This is a genomic window from Motilimonas thetidivivens, assembly GCF_046452435.1.
Taxonomy (GTDB): Bacteria; Pseudomonadota; Gammaproteobacteria; order Enterobacterales; family CBDFNC01; genus Motilimonas.
In genome coordinates, this window is record NZ_JBKFDK010000019.1 from 52,203 (window position 1) to 69,363 (window position 17,161).

General features: G+C 44.2%; 14 protein-coding genes. 10 read left to right on the forward strand and 4 right to left on the reverse strand.

Annotated features, from left to right (window positions below):
- Window positions 1-13: 13 nt before the first annotated feature.
- On the reverse strand, window positions 14-751 hold the full coding sequence (locus ACK8OT_RS14060; protein WP_410197157.1) for an acyltransferase: 738 nt from the start codon (window positions 749-751) through the stop codon (window positions 14-16).
- A gap of 289 nt (window positions 752-1,040) precedes the next feature.
- Here ACK8OT_RS14060 and ACK8OT_RS14065 point away from each other — a divergent pair, with 289 nt between their 5' ends.
- Complete coding sequence (locus ACK8OT_RS14065) at window positions 1,041-3,254, forward strand: patatin-like phospholipase family protein (protein WP_410197158.1); 2,214 nt, start codon at window positions 1,041-1,043, stop codon at window positions 3,252-3,254.
- A gap of 28 nt (window positions 3,255-3,282) precedes the next feature.
- Here the strand turns inward: ACK8OT_RS14065 and ACK8OT_RS14070 are convergent, their stop codons facing one another.
- A complete protein-coding gene (locus ACK8OT_RS14070; protein WP_410197159.1) occupies window positions 3,283-4,740 on the reverse strand; it encodes an NAD-dependent succinate-semialdehyde dehydrogenase in 1,458 nt (485 codons plus the stop codon).
- 251 nt (window positions 4,741-4,991) lie between these two features.
- Between ACK8OT_RS14070 and acnB the strand changes: the two genes are divergently transcribed.
- From acnB to ACK8OT_RS14085, 3 genes are all read left to right on the forward strand, one after another.
- Complete coding sequence (acnB, locus tag ACK8OT_RS14075; protein WP_410197160.1) at window positions 4,992-7,589, forward strand: bifunctional aconitate hydratase 2/2-methylisocitrate dehydratase; 2,598 nt, start codon at window positions 4,992-4,994, stop codon at window positions 7,587-7,589.
- 215 nt (window positions 7,590-7,804) lie between these two features.
- Window positions 7,805-8,626 (forward strand): winged helix-turn-helix domain-containing protein, encoded by an 822-nt coding sequence (locus ACK8OT_RS14080; protein ID WP_410197161.1) that lies wholly within the window; start codon window positions 7,805-7,807, stop codon window positions 8,624-8,626.
- A 180-nt stretch (window positions 8,627-8,806) separates the two neighbouring features.
- Entirely contained in the window at window positions 8,807-9,178 is a 372-nt protein-coding gene (locus ACK8OT_RS14085; protein ID WP_410197162.1) for a YacL family protein, read from the forward strand.
- Between the two features lie 26 nt (window positions 9,179-9,204).
- On the opposite strand, the gene arfB is transcribed toward ACK8OT_RS14085, so the two are convergent.
- A complete protein-coding gene (gene arfB, locus ACK8OT_RS14090; RefSeq protein WP_486348279.1) occupies window positions 9,205-9,627 on the reverse strand; it encodes an alternative ribosome rescue aminoacyl-tRNA hydrolase ArfB in 423 nt (140 codons plus the stop codon).
- A 270-nt stretch (window positions 9,628-9,897) separates the two neighbouring features.
- Here arfB and glnK point away from each other — a divergent pair, with 270 nt between their 5' ends.
- The 5 genes from glnK to ACK8OT_RS14115 all read left to right on the forward strand — a co-directional run bounded on the left by glnK (window position 9,898) and on the right by ACK8OT_RS14115 (window position 15,439).
- Window positions 9,898-10,236 carry a P-II family nitrogen regulator gene (glnK, locus tag ACK8OT_RS14095; protein WP_410197163.1) on the forward strand — a complete coding sequence of 113 codons (339 nt, stop codon included), beginning with the start codon at window positions 9,898-9,900 and terminating at the stop codon, window positions 10,234-10,236.
- 13 nt (window positions 10,237-10,249) lie between these two features.
- Window positions 10,250-11,482: an ammonium transporter gene (locus ACK8OT_RS14100; RefSeq protein ID WP_410197164.1), complete on the forward strand. Its 1,233-nt coding sequence runs from the start codon at window positions 10,250-10,252 to the stop codon at window positions 11,480-11,482.
- Between the two features lie 221 nt (window positions 11,483-11,703).
- Window positions 11,704-12,723 carry a Fe(3+) ABC transporter substrate-binding protein gene (locus ACK8OT_RS14105; protein WP_410197165.1) on the forward strand — a complete coding sequence of 340 codons (1,020 nt, stop codon included), beginning with the start codon at window positions 11,704-11,706 and terminating at the stop codon, window positions 12,721-12,723.
- Between the two features lie 25 nt (window positions 12,724-12,748).
- A complete protein-coding gene (locus tag ACK8OT_RS14110; RefSeq protein WP_410197166.1) occupies window positions 12,749-14,377 on the forward strand; it encodes an ABC transporter permease in 1,629 nt (542 codons plus the stop codon).
- Between the two features lie 21 nt (window positions 14,378-14,398).
- Entirely contained in the window at window positions 14,399-15,439 is a 1,041-nt protein-coding gene (locus ACK8OT_RS14115) for an ABC transporter ATP-binding protein (RefSeq protein ID WP_410197167.1), read from the forward strand.
- Window positions 15,440-15,526: 87 nt separating this feature from the next.
- Here the strand turns inward: ACK8OT_RS14115 and argR are convergent, their stop codons facing one another.
- Window positions 15,527-15,994 carry a transcriptional regulator ArgR gene (gene argR, locus ACK8OT_RS14120; protein ID WP_410197168.1) on the reverse strand — a complete coding sequence of 156 codons (468 nt, stop codon included), beginning with the start codon at window positions 15,992-15,994 and terminating at the stop codon, window positions 15,527-15,529.
- Between the two features lie 263 nt (window positions 15,995-16,257).
- Between argR and ACK8OT_RS14125 the strand changes: the two genes are divergently transcribed.
- Window positions 16,258-16,989: a transporter substrate-binding domain-containing protein gene (locus ACK8OT_RS14125; protein WP_410197169.1), complete on the forward strand. Its 732-nt coding sequence runs from the start codon at window positions 16,258-16,260 to the stop codon at window positions 16,987-16,989.
- The last annotated feature ends 172 nt before the right edge of the window (window positions 16,990-17,161 follow it).

The following is a 17,161-nucleotide window of genomic DNA, read 5'->3' on the forward strand; positions in this document are numbered from 1 at the left end:
CTGCCTCGCTTGGTTAGGCTTTACGACTATTGGCAAAGCTAGGTTTCAAGTGCTTTACCACCTTGGCGGGAGAGCCGGCTGCAACCACAAAATCTGGAATGTCTTTCGTGACTACGCTACCCGCGGCGATAATGCTGCCTTCGCCTATGGTTACCCCGGCCATGACACTGACTCCTGTGGCGAGCCAAGCACCATTTTTGATGTGGATTTTGCCAACTTGTTCCGCTGTATCGGGCAATCCCGCTGCGCGCTCAGCATTGTCTAGGGGGTGACCTGGGTAGCCGGCCAGAAAGGCGCGCCCTGCGATGCGCACGTTATCTTCTAAAATGATTTGGCTGCCAACGGCTAAGGTGGTCATCCAGCCGATATCGACATTGTCACCGACAATCAGCTCAGGTCGCCGGCCTTGGCTACGCCCTGAAATCGTAATGTGACCGCTGATCCGGTCATGATTACCAAGGCGTATGCAAGGCGAACCACTAATAAAAGGCATACCGCCGTATAGATAAAGGTCTTTACCCGCCTGCTGACACTGACTTTTAAACATAGGTACCCAAAACAAACTGTGGCTAAGCCATGACAATAAGCTTGTGGTGAGTTTATATAGCCAGAAAATGGGGTGATATAGCCATTTGGGCGCGGGTAAGGAAAAGTGCAAGATGGCTTTGATGGAATGAAACAACCCGCGAGCCATGGGGCTTTGGCTGGTTTTTAGCCAAGTTTTGGTGCTGGATAAATTTAATATGGCCATGTTGGATACCTGCTTATTTGAGTTGTAGTGTGATGACTTTCGTTGGGTTGCAGGAATTGTTCCGGTTTTATTTCATTTAAATTCAGCGGGTTGTGTTTTTATTTTATAAGCAAGTTCTTACTTAGCTGCATTTTGCAATGCAATTATCAACGTAAGCGTCAACGTAAAGGTAAACGCATTGTGTTTAAGGCAAAACAATAACGTGCACTATGTGTTGAATGTTTAACCCATTTTTTTATGGCTAGGTATAATCGGAACTTTAGTGAAGGCGAATGTATTAGGGAGCTCCATGCTGCGTTTGGTTTTGTGCTTATCATTGTTATTTTCTAGTGCGTGGAGTGTGGCCGCAGAGCGCCCCAAGATAGGGTTGGCATTAGGTGGCGGTGGTGCCAAAGGGGCTGCCCATATTGGTGTACTTAAAGTATTGGAAGAGCTAAACATCCCTGTTGATTATATTGCTGGCACCTCGATGGGGGCATATGTGGCGGGTATGTATGCTTCTGGCTTGTCTGCTGCTGAAATCGAGCAACGCATGCTTGGCACCGATTGGCATCGGGGGTTTTCCGACCAAGTGAAGCGTGAGAGTCTGAGTTATCGCAAAAAACAGCAAGCACAGCAATTTATATTGCAATCTGACATTGGTTTTGATGGTAAAAAGATTGCTTTGCCTCACGGCGTGATCCAAGGCGAAACCATGGCGCGATTGTTGCGTGAATCGACCTTAAATCTGCCTAATTTGACTAGCTTTGATCAATTACCTATCCCTTTTCGCGCCGTTGCGGTGGACTTAGCGTTAATGCAGCCATATGTATTGCAATCGGGTAATTTGGCTAATGCCATGCAAGCCAGTATGTCTGTGCCCGGCGTGCTTAGGCCGATGGAAATTGATGGTCGTTTTTTAGCTGACGGCGGCATAGTGAACAATTTGCCCGTGGATGTGCTCAAGGAGATGGGCGCAGACATAGTGATTGCGGTAGATATCGCTTCGCCATTGATGCCGAAAGAGCAGCTCGATTCATATTTTATGGTACTGGATCAACTGAGCAATTTTATGACTCAGTCGAGTACGCAAAAACAAATAGACTTAATGACGGAGCAGGATATTTTGCTGCAACCGGCCATTGATAAGTTTGGCACCGGTGAATTTGAACGCATGGCCGAAATCTTGCCATTGGGTCAAGCGGCAGCGCAGCGCCAAAGAGATAAGCTGGCTGGATTGTCTGTTTCAGCACAAGAATATCAGCAGTATTTGTTGAGTAAATCGACGAAACGCGCCGAGATCCCCACCGGTGAGGTGTTTATTGTTGACCGCGTGGAGGTGGAAACCGATGCAAAATTAGCCGAAGAAACCATTCTCTCGAGGGTTGAGGTGGTTGCAGGCCAACCTTATACCGATACTAAGTTGGAGCAAAATATTGAATCACTTTATGCCGAAGGGATATTTGAACGAGTCGATTACAGTTTTGACCTAAAACCAGATGAAAAAGTGCTACGTGTTAAAGCAAAAGAGAAGCCTTGGGGTCCGGGTTATTTTGATTTTTTAATGGGGGTTGAAGAGACCAGCGGTGACAATACGGACATTTTCTTTGGTATCTCATACACCCAAACGGATTTATCGCGTTATGGCGCCGAATGGCGTAGTCGAGTTATTGTCGGGACAAATACCCTATTAAGTACAGAGCTTTACTACCCACTAGATGTGACGCAGCGATATTACTGGGGTGGGGAAGTTTACTACATCAAAGATCAGCGCAACTATTTTCTGGAAGACTCTGGTAGTGATGGGGTACTGCGATATTGGCGAGCAAATTATAATACTCTAGGTTTCAATACTGCCTTGGGTATTAACCTTGCCTCACCGGCTGTGGTTGAATTAGGTTGGCAGATGGAATCTGGAGATATTGATTTAGTCGGCACAAATCTGGATGCCAATTTTCATTTTAATAGCCCTTATGTGTTTTTTGGCTTTGACTCACTGGATAACCCATTCTTTCCTACCAGAGGGGCGCGCATTAATAGCCAAATACAATGGGTGTCGGCATACAATAACGGGCTTGACGACGAAGGCTGGCGTGGTGAAATCGCTTGGCAACAGGTTCAAAGTTGGGAACGCCATGCGCTGGAGTTCAATATCGAATATGCTGGGACGGAATTAAATACCAAGGTGCCTACCTTGCTGCCTGAGTTGGGCGGCTATCAAAACTTATCCGGTTTGTTACGTCATGAGTTATCGGGCCCGCAGAAATTATTCGGCTCTATGGTCTATCGTTATCGCATGCTGGATAACGATTTTGGTGCGCTGAAATTGCCTATCTATCTTTCTGGCTCGATTGAGCAAGGCAATATTTGGCAACATAGTAAGGATTTTAGTTTTGATAATATGCTAAGTGCAGCCAGTCTTGGCTTATCGGTTGATACCCGCTTTGGCCCTGTTACTTTAGCCACAGGGCTTGCCGAAGGTGGCCACAGTGCGGTTTATTTCTTCTTTGGCTCAAAACTTTAACTAACGTGAGCTTGGGATAAGCCATGTGCTAGCTTAAGTGGCCGAAGCAGTGCGCTTTAATGTATTGATATTCGGCTAATCCAGTATGGCCGCCTTCGCGGCCGATGCCGGAATATTTGATGCCGCCAAAGGGACTGATGGCATGTGAAACCATACCGCTGTTGATCCCAACCATGCCAAAATCTAATGCGTTAGCCACTCGCTGGCAGCGATGTATGTTGTCACTGAAAAAATAAGCGGCGAGCCCTGCATCTGTGTTATTGGCTAGGCTGATTACCTCAGCTTCATGGCTGAACCATTGGATAGCCAGCACTGGACCAAAAATTTCACTATTGGCAATGGCCATTTGCATATTCACTTCGGTGAGTAAGGTGGCGGGATAGTAGTGTGGGCCTAGGTGTTTGATATCCGCTTGATACACACATTGCGCACCTTTAGCCAAGGCGTCGGTAACTAATGTTGCCACCTTACTGACTGCACTACTATTTATCATCGGGCCAAGGTCGACGTCTTCTGTTAGGCCATTACCACAGGTTAGCTGCTTAAGTCGCTCGATTAACATCGGTACTAATTGTTGTTTCAACTTGATATCGACATAGATGCGATTGGCAGCAACGCAGGTTTGGCCATTATTGCGAAACTTACTTTGGATAAGCGCTGAGATAGCTTGGTCTAGGTTAGCATCATCAAATATGATAAAGGGCGCGTTACCGCCGAGCTCTAGTGATAGGCGCTTGATATTGTTCGCACTTTGCTGAAACAGTTGCTGGCCAACCCGGGTTGAACCGGTAAAGGAAAGCTTTTTGACTCTGACGTCCTGACATAATTTATCGCCTATCATGGCCGCATCGCCGGTGATCAGGTTGATAGCGCCATCAGGAAAGCCAGCTCGTTGCGCCAATTCTACTAAGGCTATGGCTGTAAAGGGCGTCAGCTCGCTCGGTTTAATGATAATGGTGCAACCTGCGGCAAGAGCCGCTGCGGCTTTACGGGTGATCATGGCCGCGGGAAAGTTCCATGGGGTAATGAGAGCGGCTACCCCGACCGGGTGTTTGTGTGTGGCAAAGGATTTACCAGCAACGGGCTCTGCTAAGGTCAAGCCATGGTCGCTTTTGATTTGCTCTGCAAACCATTGAATAAAAGAGGCCGCATATTGAATTTCAGCTTTGGCCTCGGCAAGCGGCTTGCCTTGCTCTTGGGTGAGTATCTTTGCTAGGTCATCGGCATGGGCTAAGACCAAGTCATACCACTTTAGTAGCCATAGTGATTTTTCGTAACTTGTTGACTTTGAATAGCTATTAAAGCTTTTCAGGGCTGCATGTATGGTGTTTTCTACGTTTTGCTCATCAATTAGTGGTATCTCACCGAGCGCTTGCGTCGTGGCTGGGTTGTAAACTGTTATCGAATTGTTACTGGTTAGCCATTGACCATCAATCAAGTTTGCTTGTTTTATCAATTGATTATCGTTTAATTGCAAAAAGTTCATTGGGCCTAGCCTAAGTGGGTTGGAGTTCGCATTTTAATAAGCTGATAACATAAATGAAATAATTTACTGACGTATTAAATTTTAATTTTTACTTGGATCTTATATACTCACGCTGCTTCGAAATGGTCATATTGCCTGCATTCTTGCTTTTATATCGCCACCAGCGCGGATTTATTGCAACGACGGCAATGTACCCTTCACAGGATAATAGTCATCAATAATAGATGACATACTAATAAGAGGAACGAGTCGTGCTTGAAGCTTATCGTAAACACGTCGCAGAGCGTGCTGCCCAAGGAGTGGTTCCTAAGCCGTTAGATGCTGAACAAACCGCTGCCCTAATCGAACTAATCAAAACGCCACCTGCTGGCGAAGAAGAGTTTATCCTAGAATTACTTGCCGATCGTATACCTCCTGGCGTGGATGAAGCGGCTTATGTAAAAGCCGGCTTTCTTGCCGCGGTAGCTAAAGGTGAAGCTCAATCTCCGATCCTATCTGCAGAGCGTGCCGTTGAATTACTGGGCACCATGCAAGGTGGTTACAATATTGAGCCACTGATCTCACAGCTGGATAACGATGCCCTTGCGCCTATCGCGGTTAAAGCGTTATCGCATACCCTATTAATGTTCGATGCTTTCTACGATGTTGAAGAAAAAGCCAAGGCGGGCAATGCCTTTGCTCAACAAGTATTAGAGTCTTGGGCAAATGCAGAATGGTATTTAAGCAAGCCAGAAGTAGCTGAAAAAATTACTGTTACTGTATTTAAAGTAACGGGTGAAACCAATACCGACGACCTATCTCCTGCACCAGATGCATGGTCACGCCCAGATATCCCACTACACGCATTGGCTATGCTGAAAAACGCGCGTGAAGGCATTGAGCCTGATCAAGCAGGTGAAGTGGGTCCAATTAAACAAATCGAAGCCTTAAAAGCTAAAGGTCATCCACTAGCTTACGTGGGTGATGTTGTTGGAACCGGTTCTTCTCGTAAATCAGCAACTAACTCAGTGCTATGGTTTATGGGCGATGATATTCCTAACGTACCAAATAAGCGTGCGGGCGGTGTTTGTATCGGCGGTAAAATCGCACCTATCTTCTTCAATACCATGGAAGATTCTGGCGCGCTACCGATCGAAATGGACGTTAGCAACCTAAACATGGGTGATGTGATTGAAATTTACCCGCATCAAGGTATCGTGAAAAACGCGACGACTGGCGAAGAAATCACAACATTTGAACTGAAAACCAACGTGATTCTTGATGAAGTACGTGCTGGTGGTCGTATTCCTTTGATCATTGGTCGTGGTTTGACCGATCGTGCTCGTCAATCATTAGGTTTAGGCCCAATTGACGTATTTAAGCTACCTGAAGATGTAGCAGCTTCTGACAAAGGTTTCACCTTAGCGCAGAAGATGGTGGGTAAAGCATGTAATGTAGCGGGTGTTCGCCCTGGCCAATACTGTGAACCGAAAATGACTACGGTTGGTTCGCAAGATACCACTGGCCCAATGACGCGTGATGAATTAAAAGACTTAGCTTGTTTAGGTTTCTCTGCAGACTTAACCATGCAGTCTTTCTGTCACACGGCGGCATACCCTAAACCAATCGATGTTAACACTCATCACACCCTACCTGATTTCATCATGAACCGCGGTGGTGTATCACTGCGTCCAGGTGACGGTGTTATCCACTCTTGGTTAAACCGTATGCTACTGCCTGATACCGTGGGTACGGGTGGTGACTCCCATACGCGTTTCCCTCTAGGTATCTCTTTCCCTGCGGGCTCTGGTCTAGTGGCATTTGCTGCGGCGACCGGTGTGATGCCATTGGATATGCCTGAATCGGTATTGGTTCGTTTCAAAGGTGAAATGCAACCGGGTGTGACGTTACGTGACCTTGTGAACGCAATTCCTTATTACGCGATTAAACAAGGCCTATTAACGGTTGCGAAGAAAGGTAAAGTGAATATCTTCTCTGGCCGTATCCTTGAAATTGAAGGTCTACCTGATCTAAAAGTTGAGCAAGCATTTGAATTATCGGATGCATCAGCTGAGCGTAGTGCGGCAGGTTGTACTATCAAGCTAAACGAAGCGCCGATCATTGAGTACTTAAACTCTAACATCGTGATGCTGAAGTGGATGCTAGCTGAAGGTTACGGTGACGTGCGCACTATCGAGCGTCGTATTACTGCAATGCAAGAATGGATTGCGAACCCTGAGCTAATGGAAGCCGATGCAGACGCAGAATATGCTGCGGTTATCGAGATCGATATGAATGACGTGAAAGAGCCTATCTTAGCGTGTCCAAACGATCCTGATGATGTGAAGCTACTAAGCGAATTAGCGGGTGAAAGCATTGACGAAGTATTTATCGGCTCTTGTATGACCAACATAGGTCACTTCCGTGCCGCGGGTAAATTACTAAATCAATACAGTGGCCAATTACCAACGCGTTTATGGGTTGCTCCACCGACTAAGATGGACGAAGCTCAGCTAACCGAAGAAGGCTACTACAGTATCTTTGGTAAAGTCGGTGCACGTACCGAGATGCCAGGTTGTTCATTATGTATGGGTAACCAAGCACGCGTAGCAGATAATTCTACTGTTGTGTCTACATCAACACGTAACTTCCCGAACCGTTTGGGAACCGGTGCCAATGTTTACCTAAGCTCGGCGGAGCTTGCAGCGGTTGCAGCGATTCTCGGTAAGCTACCAACAGTTGATGAATATATGACATACGCCAAACAATTGGATGCTACTGCGGCAGATACGTATAGATATCTAAACTTTGATCAGCTTCCAAGTTATACTAAAAAGGCTGAGAAGGTAATTTTTACACAAGCCGTTTAAACCGCTTAAAAAGTAAAAAACACCAAAAAAAACCCTCTCAGGAGGGTTTTTTATTGGGAAATTAAAATATAGCGATACAAATTAGTTAGAATGTAGGGATTTGATTAAATTTAAGTCAATTAATTTGCATGCGCGGCTGGATTTTTTTACAAAGTCTTGATAAAACTATGTTGTCAGTCACATTTTTATTTTTTTAATTATATATGGGTGTCATTATGCTAGAGAAAAGCCTTGTTGTGGGTGAATACCACATAGATACAAGCCAAAACAGCTTGATCCACAGTAACCGTAAAGTGTACCTAGGTCCTTTACGTACTTCCCTTTTACACTTCCTATGTAAAAACCTGAATACGGTTGTTACGCGTGAAGATTTAGCGCAGCATGTTTGGGGTCGTTTGGTTACTGACCATACCATCAACCAACACATTTCGCAGTTGCGTAAAAGCATTGGTAACTTAAGCATTCATGGCTTAAACATTTCTACCATTCCAAAGCGTGGCTATATTGCACGTTTAGAAGGGGCTGAAGTGGGTCAACCATCACCTCTCGTTCACAAACCTGAAGCCGCAACAACTAATATGAAAGTACTGGTTGTTGAAGGTAACAACGCTGATCGTGAAGCCTTGGTTGCGCAGTTAGAAAACCTAAACGTTGCTTACGTTGAAAGTGTTGCCACGGTACAAGCTGCTGAGCAAGCATTCGCATTGCAAGATTTTGATTTACTTGTTATCGATGCGCTACTCAACGATACCGACGGTATTGATTTAGTAAAACGTATTCGTATGGGTGAGACCTCAGCGGTTGCGGATATTCGCGTATTAGTCACGCATTTTGATGTGCAACGTGAGCTATTAGGCATTAACAGCTTACTTGATATTCAAGGTTTGCTGCTTAAGCCGCTTGAAGACAGCCGTTTGAAGCAAATGCTAATGGTGGCAAGTAAGTCTGCTGTGGTACTTAAACCACAAGCTGCATACGAATTAGTACCAACAGAAGTATTAAGCAAAGCAGCAGCATTAAAAACAGCGGCAAACTAAAAGCGCTGATAATTAGACAGTTTAAACAAAAGTTTAAAATAAATAACACCAGAGCTGACTTAGGATGAGACTTTCTGGTTTACCAGTTGCAAGTTTAACGATTGCAAAAAGTTGAGTGCTAAGTTCAAGCTCTAAGGTAAAATCCTCAATCGGGCAAGACTGACAATAAGAGGTTCGATTTTGGAGTTTGAATTTAAGCGTGACGTGCTATATAAAACAATAAGGTGCCAATTTTCCATGGGCCATGAGGCAATGGGAACTTGGTTGGAGCAAGAGCTAAAAACCGATCTTGCAGGCATAGCGCGCTTATTAGAACAAATTCAACTGCTCCAGCAACAAGCGCTGGAGCAGTTTGAATTATTAGGCAGTGAGTTCTCGCTGTTTCTTAATCAGGATGAGGCAAAAGTGATTGCCAACATTCTACTTTCCGAGCAAAGTGAATTACCCGAAGATCTTCAGTATTACGATGAAGAGAGTTTAGCCTTAGCTGGGCTAGAAGACTTTGAGCAAATGCTGCGTTCTTACCAACAGTTTATTTGCGAAGATCTTTGATTCAGTGAAGCCATTTTTTTATTTCATTAATAGCTCACTTTAGCGCGCATTTTTTTTACATTTCCTTTTACCGTTTTGGCATTAAGGCGTCTTGCCTTTGCGGCTCGACTTGGTTTGGTCGCAATACGCCGTTTTTGCACTACATTAGCTTGCTGGATTAATTTAACTAACCGCTCAAGGGCTTCTTGTTTATTAGTGTCTTGGCTGCGAGATGTTTGCGCCTTAATGATGATATCGCCATTTTTGCTGATGCGCTGATCGCTCATGGCACTTAATCCTTCCTTATAGGTATCAGGCAGCGAAGGCGACATTAGAAAGTTAAAGCGCAGTTGGATTGCGCTACTGACCTTATTGATGTGCTGCCCGCCCGCACCCTGCGCTCGGATATGAGTAAATTCAATTTCCTTAATCGGAATTATTACCCGCTGTGAAATGATGATGTGATCCACTGTATGTTCTCTTGCTTTGTCCTCCACAGTGTAACGTTATTTATCGCCGAAGGGATAGGTAGGGTTGAAAACACGCTTGCTTTATTAATGAACCCTTTGCCCCGTCAATGAGCATTGTTAATGACATGTTGCATTGTTCTGGTGCACAAAAGTCATCCTTAAAATAATAAAAACAATAAGCTATTGAATATTAATGATTTTAAAAGTTGGCACATGACTTGTAATAAGTATAAGTAACAAGAATTAAAAATGATGCTTAGGGAGAACAATATGAAAATGATTAGTGCGATTATCAAACCATTTAAGTTGGATGATGTACGCGAAGCGGTCGCTGAAGTTGGGGTAGAAGGCCTAACAGTGACAGAAGTGAGAGGGTTTGGCCGTCAAAAAGGTCATACCGAGCTCTACAGAGGGGCGGAATACAATGTTGATTTTTTACCTAAGGTAAAAATTGATATTGCGACTAGCGATGACAATGTTGACCGTTTAATTGAGGCTATCACCGGTGCTGCTTATACAGGCAAGATTGGTGACGGCAAAATTTTTGTTTATGAGCTCTCTCAAGTGGTGCGTATTCGTACCGGTGAGCTAGACAACGAAGCACTGTAAGGGAGATAGGATCATGGAAAACACTGTGATTGAATTGCGCTTCGCGCTAGATACATTTTATTTCTTAATGTCAGGTGTATTAGTTATGTGGATGGCGGCAGGTTTCGCCATGTTAGAAGCTGGCTTAGTACGCTCAAAAAATACCACCGAGATTCTAACCAAAAACGTCGCCCTCTATGCGATAGCTTGTACCATGTACTTGTTGGTGGGTTACAACATCATGTACGTTGATAATGCGGAAGGTGGATTTTTACCTAGCTTTGGCGCACTCATTGGAAGCCAAGCAGACGGTGCCGATCACTCGCTTGAGTCGGACTTCTTCTTCCAAGTTGTATTTGTCGCAACGGCCATGTCTATTGTTTCTGGCGCTGTTGCTGAGCGTATGAAGCTTTGGGCTTTCCTTGCCTTTAGTGTGGTATTAACGGGCTTAATTTACCCGATTGAAGGTTACTGGACTTGGGGCGGCGGTTTCCTATCTGCTGCAGGTTTCTCTGACTTTGCAGGCTCAGGTATTGTTCACATGGCGGGTGCTGCTGCGGCATTGGCTGCGGTATTGTTACTCGGTGCTCGTAAGGGTAAATACGGTAAAAACGGTGAAGTGCATCCTATCCCAGGCTCGAACATGCCGCTTGCAACCTTAGGTACCTTTATCTTGTGGATGGGCTGGTTTGGCTTCAACGGTGGTTCACAACTGCTTATTTCTGATGCAGAAAATGCAACAGCAGTGGGCCAGATTTTTGTTAACACCAACGCAGCTGCGGCTACCGGCGCTATCTTTGCTTTGGTTGTGACCAAAATCAAGTGGGGTAAAGCAGACTTAACCATGATGCTTAACGGTGCGCTTGCTGGTCTCGTTGCTATCACGGCTGATCCATTATCTCCAAGCCCATTATTTGCTGCACTAATCGGTGTTTTAGCGGGCGGTCTAGTGGTATTCAGTATCGTAGCGTTCGATAAAGTTAAAATCGATGATCCTGTAGGTGCGATTTCGGTACACGGTGTGTGTGGTCTGTTTGGTCTAATGGTCGTGCCGTTCTCAAATGCAGATGCCACTTTCGGTGCACAGCTATACGGTGCTGCGGTTATCTTTGGCTTTGTATTTATCGCGTCATTCATTGTCTGGGCGATTTTGAAGCAAACCATGGGCATCCGTGTTGGCGAAGAAGAAGAGTTAAGTGGTATGGACATTCACGATTGTGGTGTTGATGCTTATCCTGAATTTGTAACGGTACGTCCAAGCCGTTAAACCCTTGAGGAGACATTGATTAATAATGTCTCCTCTTTTTTTTAACACGTTGTCTACGTTTGCCCCAATTTGTTTGGGGCTTTTTTGTTTTTGGCCTAAGCTTAATACTCAATTATTCCTGAATAGGAATGATTATTATCTTGTTTCTGATGACAAGGATAAAAAAATGGATATAATAAACGAGATAGTAATCGTTATCATTACACCTAAAGGAGTTTAAAGTGAAAAAAGGCTTATTTATTGCCGCTAGTCTGTTAGCCAGTGCATTTACTGCACCATCGGCATTGGCTGCTTCAGAAGAAGTAAACGTATATTCTTACCGTCAGTCATTCTTGATTGAACCTATCATGGAAAAGTTTACTGAGCAGACAGGCATTAAAGTGAATATCGTATTTGCTGAAAAAGGTCTGGCTGAGCGTCTTGAGCGCGAAGGTAAATTAAGCCCTGCTGATTTGGTGTTAACCGTTGATATTAGCCGTTCACTTGAACTTGTTGAAAAAGATCTAGTGCAACCCGTGCAAAGTGAAACGCTAGAAGGTAATATTCCTGCCCAGTATCGTGACCCTGCAGATCAATGGTTTGCACTGACAACACGCGTACGTAATGTTTATTCTTCAAAAGATCGTCTAGGTAAATTGCCTACTTTGAACTACGAAGATTTAGCTGATGCTAAATACAAAGGTAAGATTTGTACTCGCAGCGGTAAGCACCCTTACAATGTTGCACTAATCTCATCGATGATCGTTGCGCACGGTGAAGCAGAAACCAAGAAGTGGTTAGAAGGCGTAAAAGCTAACCTAGCGCGTAAGCCACAAGGTAACGATCGTGATCAAGTAAAAGCCATCAAAGAAGGTTTTTGTGATGTTTCTCTAGGTAACAACTACTACCTAGGCAAAATGGTGAACGATGAAAAACAAGCTTCTTGGGCAGCGGCTGTAGAAATTAACTTCCCTAACCAAGAAAACCGCGGTACTCACGTCAACATCAGTGGTGTATCTCTAACAAAATATTCACCAAATAAAGACAATGCAGTGAAGCTGATGGAATTCTTATCAGATGATGTTGCACAAAAAATGTACGCCGAAGTTAACTATGAATACCCAGTTAAACCAGGTGTTGCACTTTCTGAGCTAGTCGCATCTTGGGGTGAGTTTAAGTCAGATCCAGTTTCATTAGCAGAAGTAGCCAAACAACGTGCAGTAGCACTTAAGTTGTTGGACGAAGTGAAATTTGATTTATAAGGGATCTATTCCCTTGAGTAAATAGATGTACTCAAGATTATCATTATCTTGGATAACCAGTAGCTGGGCGATTAGCCTGCTACTGGTTTTTCCTGTTTTAGCGATTATTTATCAAGGCCTAGTGCCAGCACAAGAGCTGTTTCAGCACCTGATGCAAACCGTGATGTGGGATTATATTCTCAACACGGTTTTGTTGATCTTGGGTGTTGGCTTGCTCAGCTCGGTTATGGCTATTCCCGCCGCTTGGCTGATGGCCATGTGTGACATTCCTGGGCGTAAGTATTTACAGTGGGCACTGATGCTACCGCTTGCTATGCCAGGCTATGTGGTTGCGGCGCTTTATACCGAGCTACTCGACTTTGCTGGCCCAATCCAAGTTGCCCTGCGCGATTTATTTGGTTGGCAAACGGCGCAAGATTATTGGTTTCCCAACATCCGCAGCATGGGTGGGGCCATTGTTATTTTAGCTAGCGTGCTGTTTCCTTATCTGTACTTACTGGCAAGAACTTCTTTTTTAGAGCAGTCTGATACCTTAATGCAATCGGCGCAGTTGTTAGGTAAAACGCGGTCTCAGGCTTTTTGGCGTATCAGTTTACCCTTAGCTCGTCCGTCGATTGCTATCGGCTTATCACTAATTGCCATGGAAACCTTGGCTGATTTTGCGACCGTTGATTTTTTTGCGGTTAATACCTTAACCCGTGCGGTTTACGATACTTGGTTAGGTTATGGCAATTTAAATGCTGCCGCGAAAATTTCATCCATGATGTTAGTGGCCGTGGTTTTAATTATTGCCTTAGAGCGCTTTAGTCGGCGTAAGCAAAAAGTGTTTCAAAAAAGCATGGGGCAAGAAACCAAGCATTTAATCAAGTTATCTTGTTGGCAAAAATGGCTCGCCAGTAGCTTTTGTTGGGGGTTAGTTTGGTTAGGCTTCTTATTGCCATTTCTGATGCTAACCTATTATGCATATTCGTATTTTGAGCAGTCATGGACAGAGCAGTTTGTGCGCTATAGCCTAGATACTTTTATTCTGGCTGGGGTTGTGGCGGTGATTGCCTGTGCTATTGCTATTCTAGTCGGTTTGTTTCGTCGCTTACATGTGCGCCGAGGTTCAGATATTCCTGCTCGTCTTTGCTCTATGGGGTACGCCGTTCCGGGGACGGTATTAGCTATCGGTATTTTGATCCCACTAGGTTGGTTAGATCATCGCTTAAATGATGTCTTTGATTATTTTGGTGGTACAGGCCCTGGATTATTTTTCAGTGGCTCAATCTTAGCGCTCATTTGTGGTTATTTAGTTCGCTTTAGTGCCATTGCGGTGGGTGCGGTTGAAGGCAGCCTGAATAAAATTCCGCCATCGCTCGATATGGTTTCGAAAACCTTAGGCAAGAGCAGTGTGAAGATGGTGCGTAAGATACATATTCCACTGATCAGTAAGGGCTGTTTTACGGCCTTGTTATTAGTCTTTATTGAATCAATGAAAGAGTTACCGGCAGCCTTGATCTTACGGCCATTTAATTTTGAAACCTTGGCGACTTATGTTTTTGAATTTGTGTCTGATGAAATGATTGAATATGGTGCGTTGCCCGCCATTGTTATTGTATTAGTTGGATTAATTCCGTTAATTGTTTTAAGTCGCTCGATTGAGCAACATTAAGGGATAAGGAAGGTATCAGTTATGTCAGCATTAGAGATTGCTCAGGTTCATTGCAGCTACAATGGGGTCGAGATCCTATCTGATATGAGCGTGACCCTTGAAAGCAATGAAATCCTGTGCTTATTGGGCTCAAGCGGCTGCGGTAAAACCACCTTGTTAAAAGCCATTGCCGGTTTATTGCCATTAAAATCGGGTGATATCACGATCAATGGTCGTCAAGTTAATGGTGAAAACCTTCATCTACCCGCCGAACAACGTAAGGTGGGGATGATTTTCCAAGACTATGCTTTATTTCCTCATATGACGGTGATGGAAAATGTGGTGTTTGGTATCGATCACCTAAGCAAAGCCGAGCAACAGCAACGAGCAAACCAAGTGTTGGCCTTGGTCAAATTGTCAGATTTTGCTGAGCGTTATCCGCATCAATTATCGGGTGGCCAGCAGCAGCGTGTTGCCATTGCCAGAGCGTTGGCATACCAGCCAGATATTATGTTGCTGGATGAGCCTTTTTCGAATATTGACAGTCAGGTGAGATTGGAACTGATTGCTGAGATCAAACGCATCTTAAAGCAAGCGGGGATCAGTGCTGTGTTTGTGACTCATTCCAAGGAAGAAGCATTTGCTTTTGCCGATAAGTTGGCAGTATTAGATCAAGGTCGGATCATTCAAGTCGGGACTCCTGATGAGCTTTACTTACGACCCGCCACTCGCTTTGTTGCTAACTTTCTTGGCGGGGGCAACTATTTAGAAGCCAAGGTGCTCGATGAGCGCCATGTTACTACGTCACTGGGCCGTATTTGTGGCACGGTTGCTCATCATAAAAATTTAGGCAGTGATTGTGAGATTTTATTACGCCCTCAACAGTTGAGTTTAGCCTTAAACCCAGAAGGCAGTGGTATCGTTCAGGAAGTTCAGTTTTTGGGCGCTAGCTCTAAAGTGGTGGTAAACCAACAAGGGCAGCAACTTGAGTGCCAAATCGCACAACCTATGTGCGTGCAGCAAAAGGTAGATGTTACGGTGCAGCCCCACGAGTTAATTATCTTTGATAAGATTTCCGCTTGATTTAGATTTACAACTTAGTGGGTTGGTGATGATTTAGCCTCTGCAACAAGGCTAATATTTGATATAACGACTTGGCTAGCGTTAAGGCTAGCGCATATCGAACAAGCTCTTAACCGTCATCACGGTTTTGTGGATTTCTTTGGTGTTGGTTGGGGTGATAAAAATGGTGTCATCTCCAGCGATCGTTCCCAAAATACCATCAGCCTTACTCAGTGAATCCAACAAACGCGCAATCAGTTGAGCGGCGCCAGGGCTAGTACGAATAACAACGAGCGCGTCGTTAAAGTCGATATCACTGACCAAGTTCTTGAGCGGACTGCTGGTTGCGGGAACCCCTAGCTCTGCAGGTAGACAATACACCATTTCTGATTTGGCATTACGGGTGCGCACTGCACCAAAGCGATTTAGCATGCGTGAAACTTTGGATTGGTTTATATTGTCAAAGCCTTGTGCTTGTAAGGCATTAACTATCTCTCCTTGTGAGCCAAATGTTTCTTCTTTAAGTAACGATTTGAATGCTTCAATCAGACGGTCTTGTTTGTCGCTATTTTTCATTTTAAATACATATTCAGTCAGTTATATGCTGCAATATTGCATAAAAAGTCAATATCTAGCAAGCGATTCAATCACTGCCTAAAGTTAAAAGCGAGCAGTATCACTAAATAATCCGTTAAGACTCAGTAAATAGTGCTTATTGTGTCTAAGGTCAACGCACAGTGAAAAAAATCTTAACGCTTAACATCTCGTAATAAAAACAATCTAAAATTAGCTAAACTGTTTTTTGCTTATTTTTATCACGCTTTGGCTTTGGGTGTTTTATGTGGAAACTGATTGGGTTGCTTTTGCTTAGCTTTCATTCCTTGGCGGCAGGGACGTTGAGGATCGCGACAGATGCTAGCTATCCTCCTTTTGAATACATTGACCAAGCAGGTCAGTTTCAAGGTTTAGACATTGATATTGCCAATGCCTTGTGTCGGCAAATGAAGGTTGAATGTGCGTTTTTGCACAAAAGTTTTGATAGCTTGCTGCCAGGTTTGCAGTTTAATAATTATGATGCAGTGATTGCAGCCTTGAATCCAACCCCTGAACGCCGTCAACAGGTGGCCTTTAGTGAGCTGTATTATGAAAGTGGAGCCGTGTTTATCGCTAAAGCGGGGCGATATTCTTCGTATCACAATCTCTCAGACCAATCCATCGGCGTTCAAAATGGCAGTGTGCAACTACGCTATTTATTAGATAAACCTAAGATGGAAAGTGCGCTAGTGGTGCCTTATCACAGCTACTCCATGGCATTTTCTGATTTAGTTAATGGAAATATTGACTTGGTCTTAGTGGATGATGCTGTGGCAAAGGTGTGGTTGGGCAAGTCTGAAAACAAAGGGTTTACAATTGTTGGCGATACGTTAATAGACCCTCAGTATTTTGGTGATGGTTATGCGATTGCGGTTAATAAGCGCAATTCAAAATTACTAAATCAACTCAATCAAGCGCTACAGCAGATTAAACTATCGGGAGAATATCAACGCATTATTTCCAGTTATTTTAATTGAGTCATCGCTTATACACGACAGTATACGGTTAGCTTGCTAGCATTTTCTGATGCTAAGGCTAGTGTGTAAATGATAACAAAATGTTAAATCTTGTTTGTTGAAAGGCTTGTTTTTTTATATTTGCTCACATCTTAGCGTTTCACCTCTGTTAACAATTTGTGTTTTTGTGGGG

Bases quoted from the DNA above. Each gene is read 5' to 3' on its own strand.
- ACK8OT_RS14065 (WP_410197158.1), top strand. From the start codon at position 1,041: ATGCTGCGTTTGGTTTTGTGCTTATCATTGTTATTTTCTAGTGCGTGG.
- ACK8OT_RS14080 (WP_410197161.1), top strand. From the start codon at position 7,805: ATGCTAGAGAAAAGCCTTGTTGTGGGTGAATACCACATAGATACAAGC.
- glnK (WP_410197163.1), top strand. From the start codon at position 9,898: ATGAAAATGATTAGTGCGATTATCAAACCATTTAAGTTGGATGATGTA.
- ACK8OT_RS14125 (WP_410197169.1), top strand. From the start codon at position 16,258: ATGTGGAAACTGATTGGGTTGCTTTTGCTTAGCTTTCATTCCTTGGCG.
- ACK8OT_RS14060 (WP_410197157.1), bottom strand. From the start codon at position 751: ATGGCCATATTAAATTTATCCAGCACCAAAACTTGGCTAAAAACCAGC.
- ACK8OT_RS14110 (WP_410197166.1), top strand. From the start codon at position 12,749: ATGTACTCAAGATTATCATTATCTTGGATAACCAGTAGCTGGGCGATT.
- argR (WP_410197168.1), bottom strand. From the start codon at position 15,994: ATGAAAAATAGCGACAAACAAGACCGTCTGATTGAAGCATTCAAATCG.
- ACK8OT_RS14070 (WP_410197159.1), bottom strand. From the start codon at position 4,740: ATGAACTTTTTGCAATTAAACGATAATCAATTGATAAAACAAGCAAAC.
- ACK8OT_RS14115 (WP_410197167.1), top strand. From the start codon at position 14,399: ATGTCAGCATTAGAGATTGCTCAGGTTCATTGCAGCTACAATGGGGTC.
- ACK8OT_RS14100 (WP_410197164.1), top strand. From the start codon at position 10,250: ATGGAAAACACTGTGATTGAATTGCGCTTCGCGCTAGATACATTTTAT.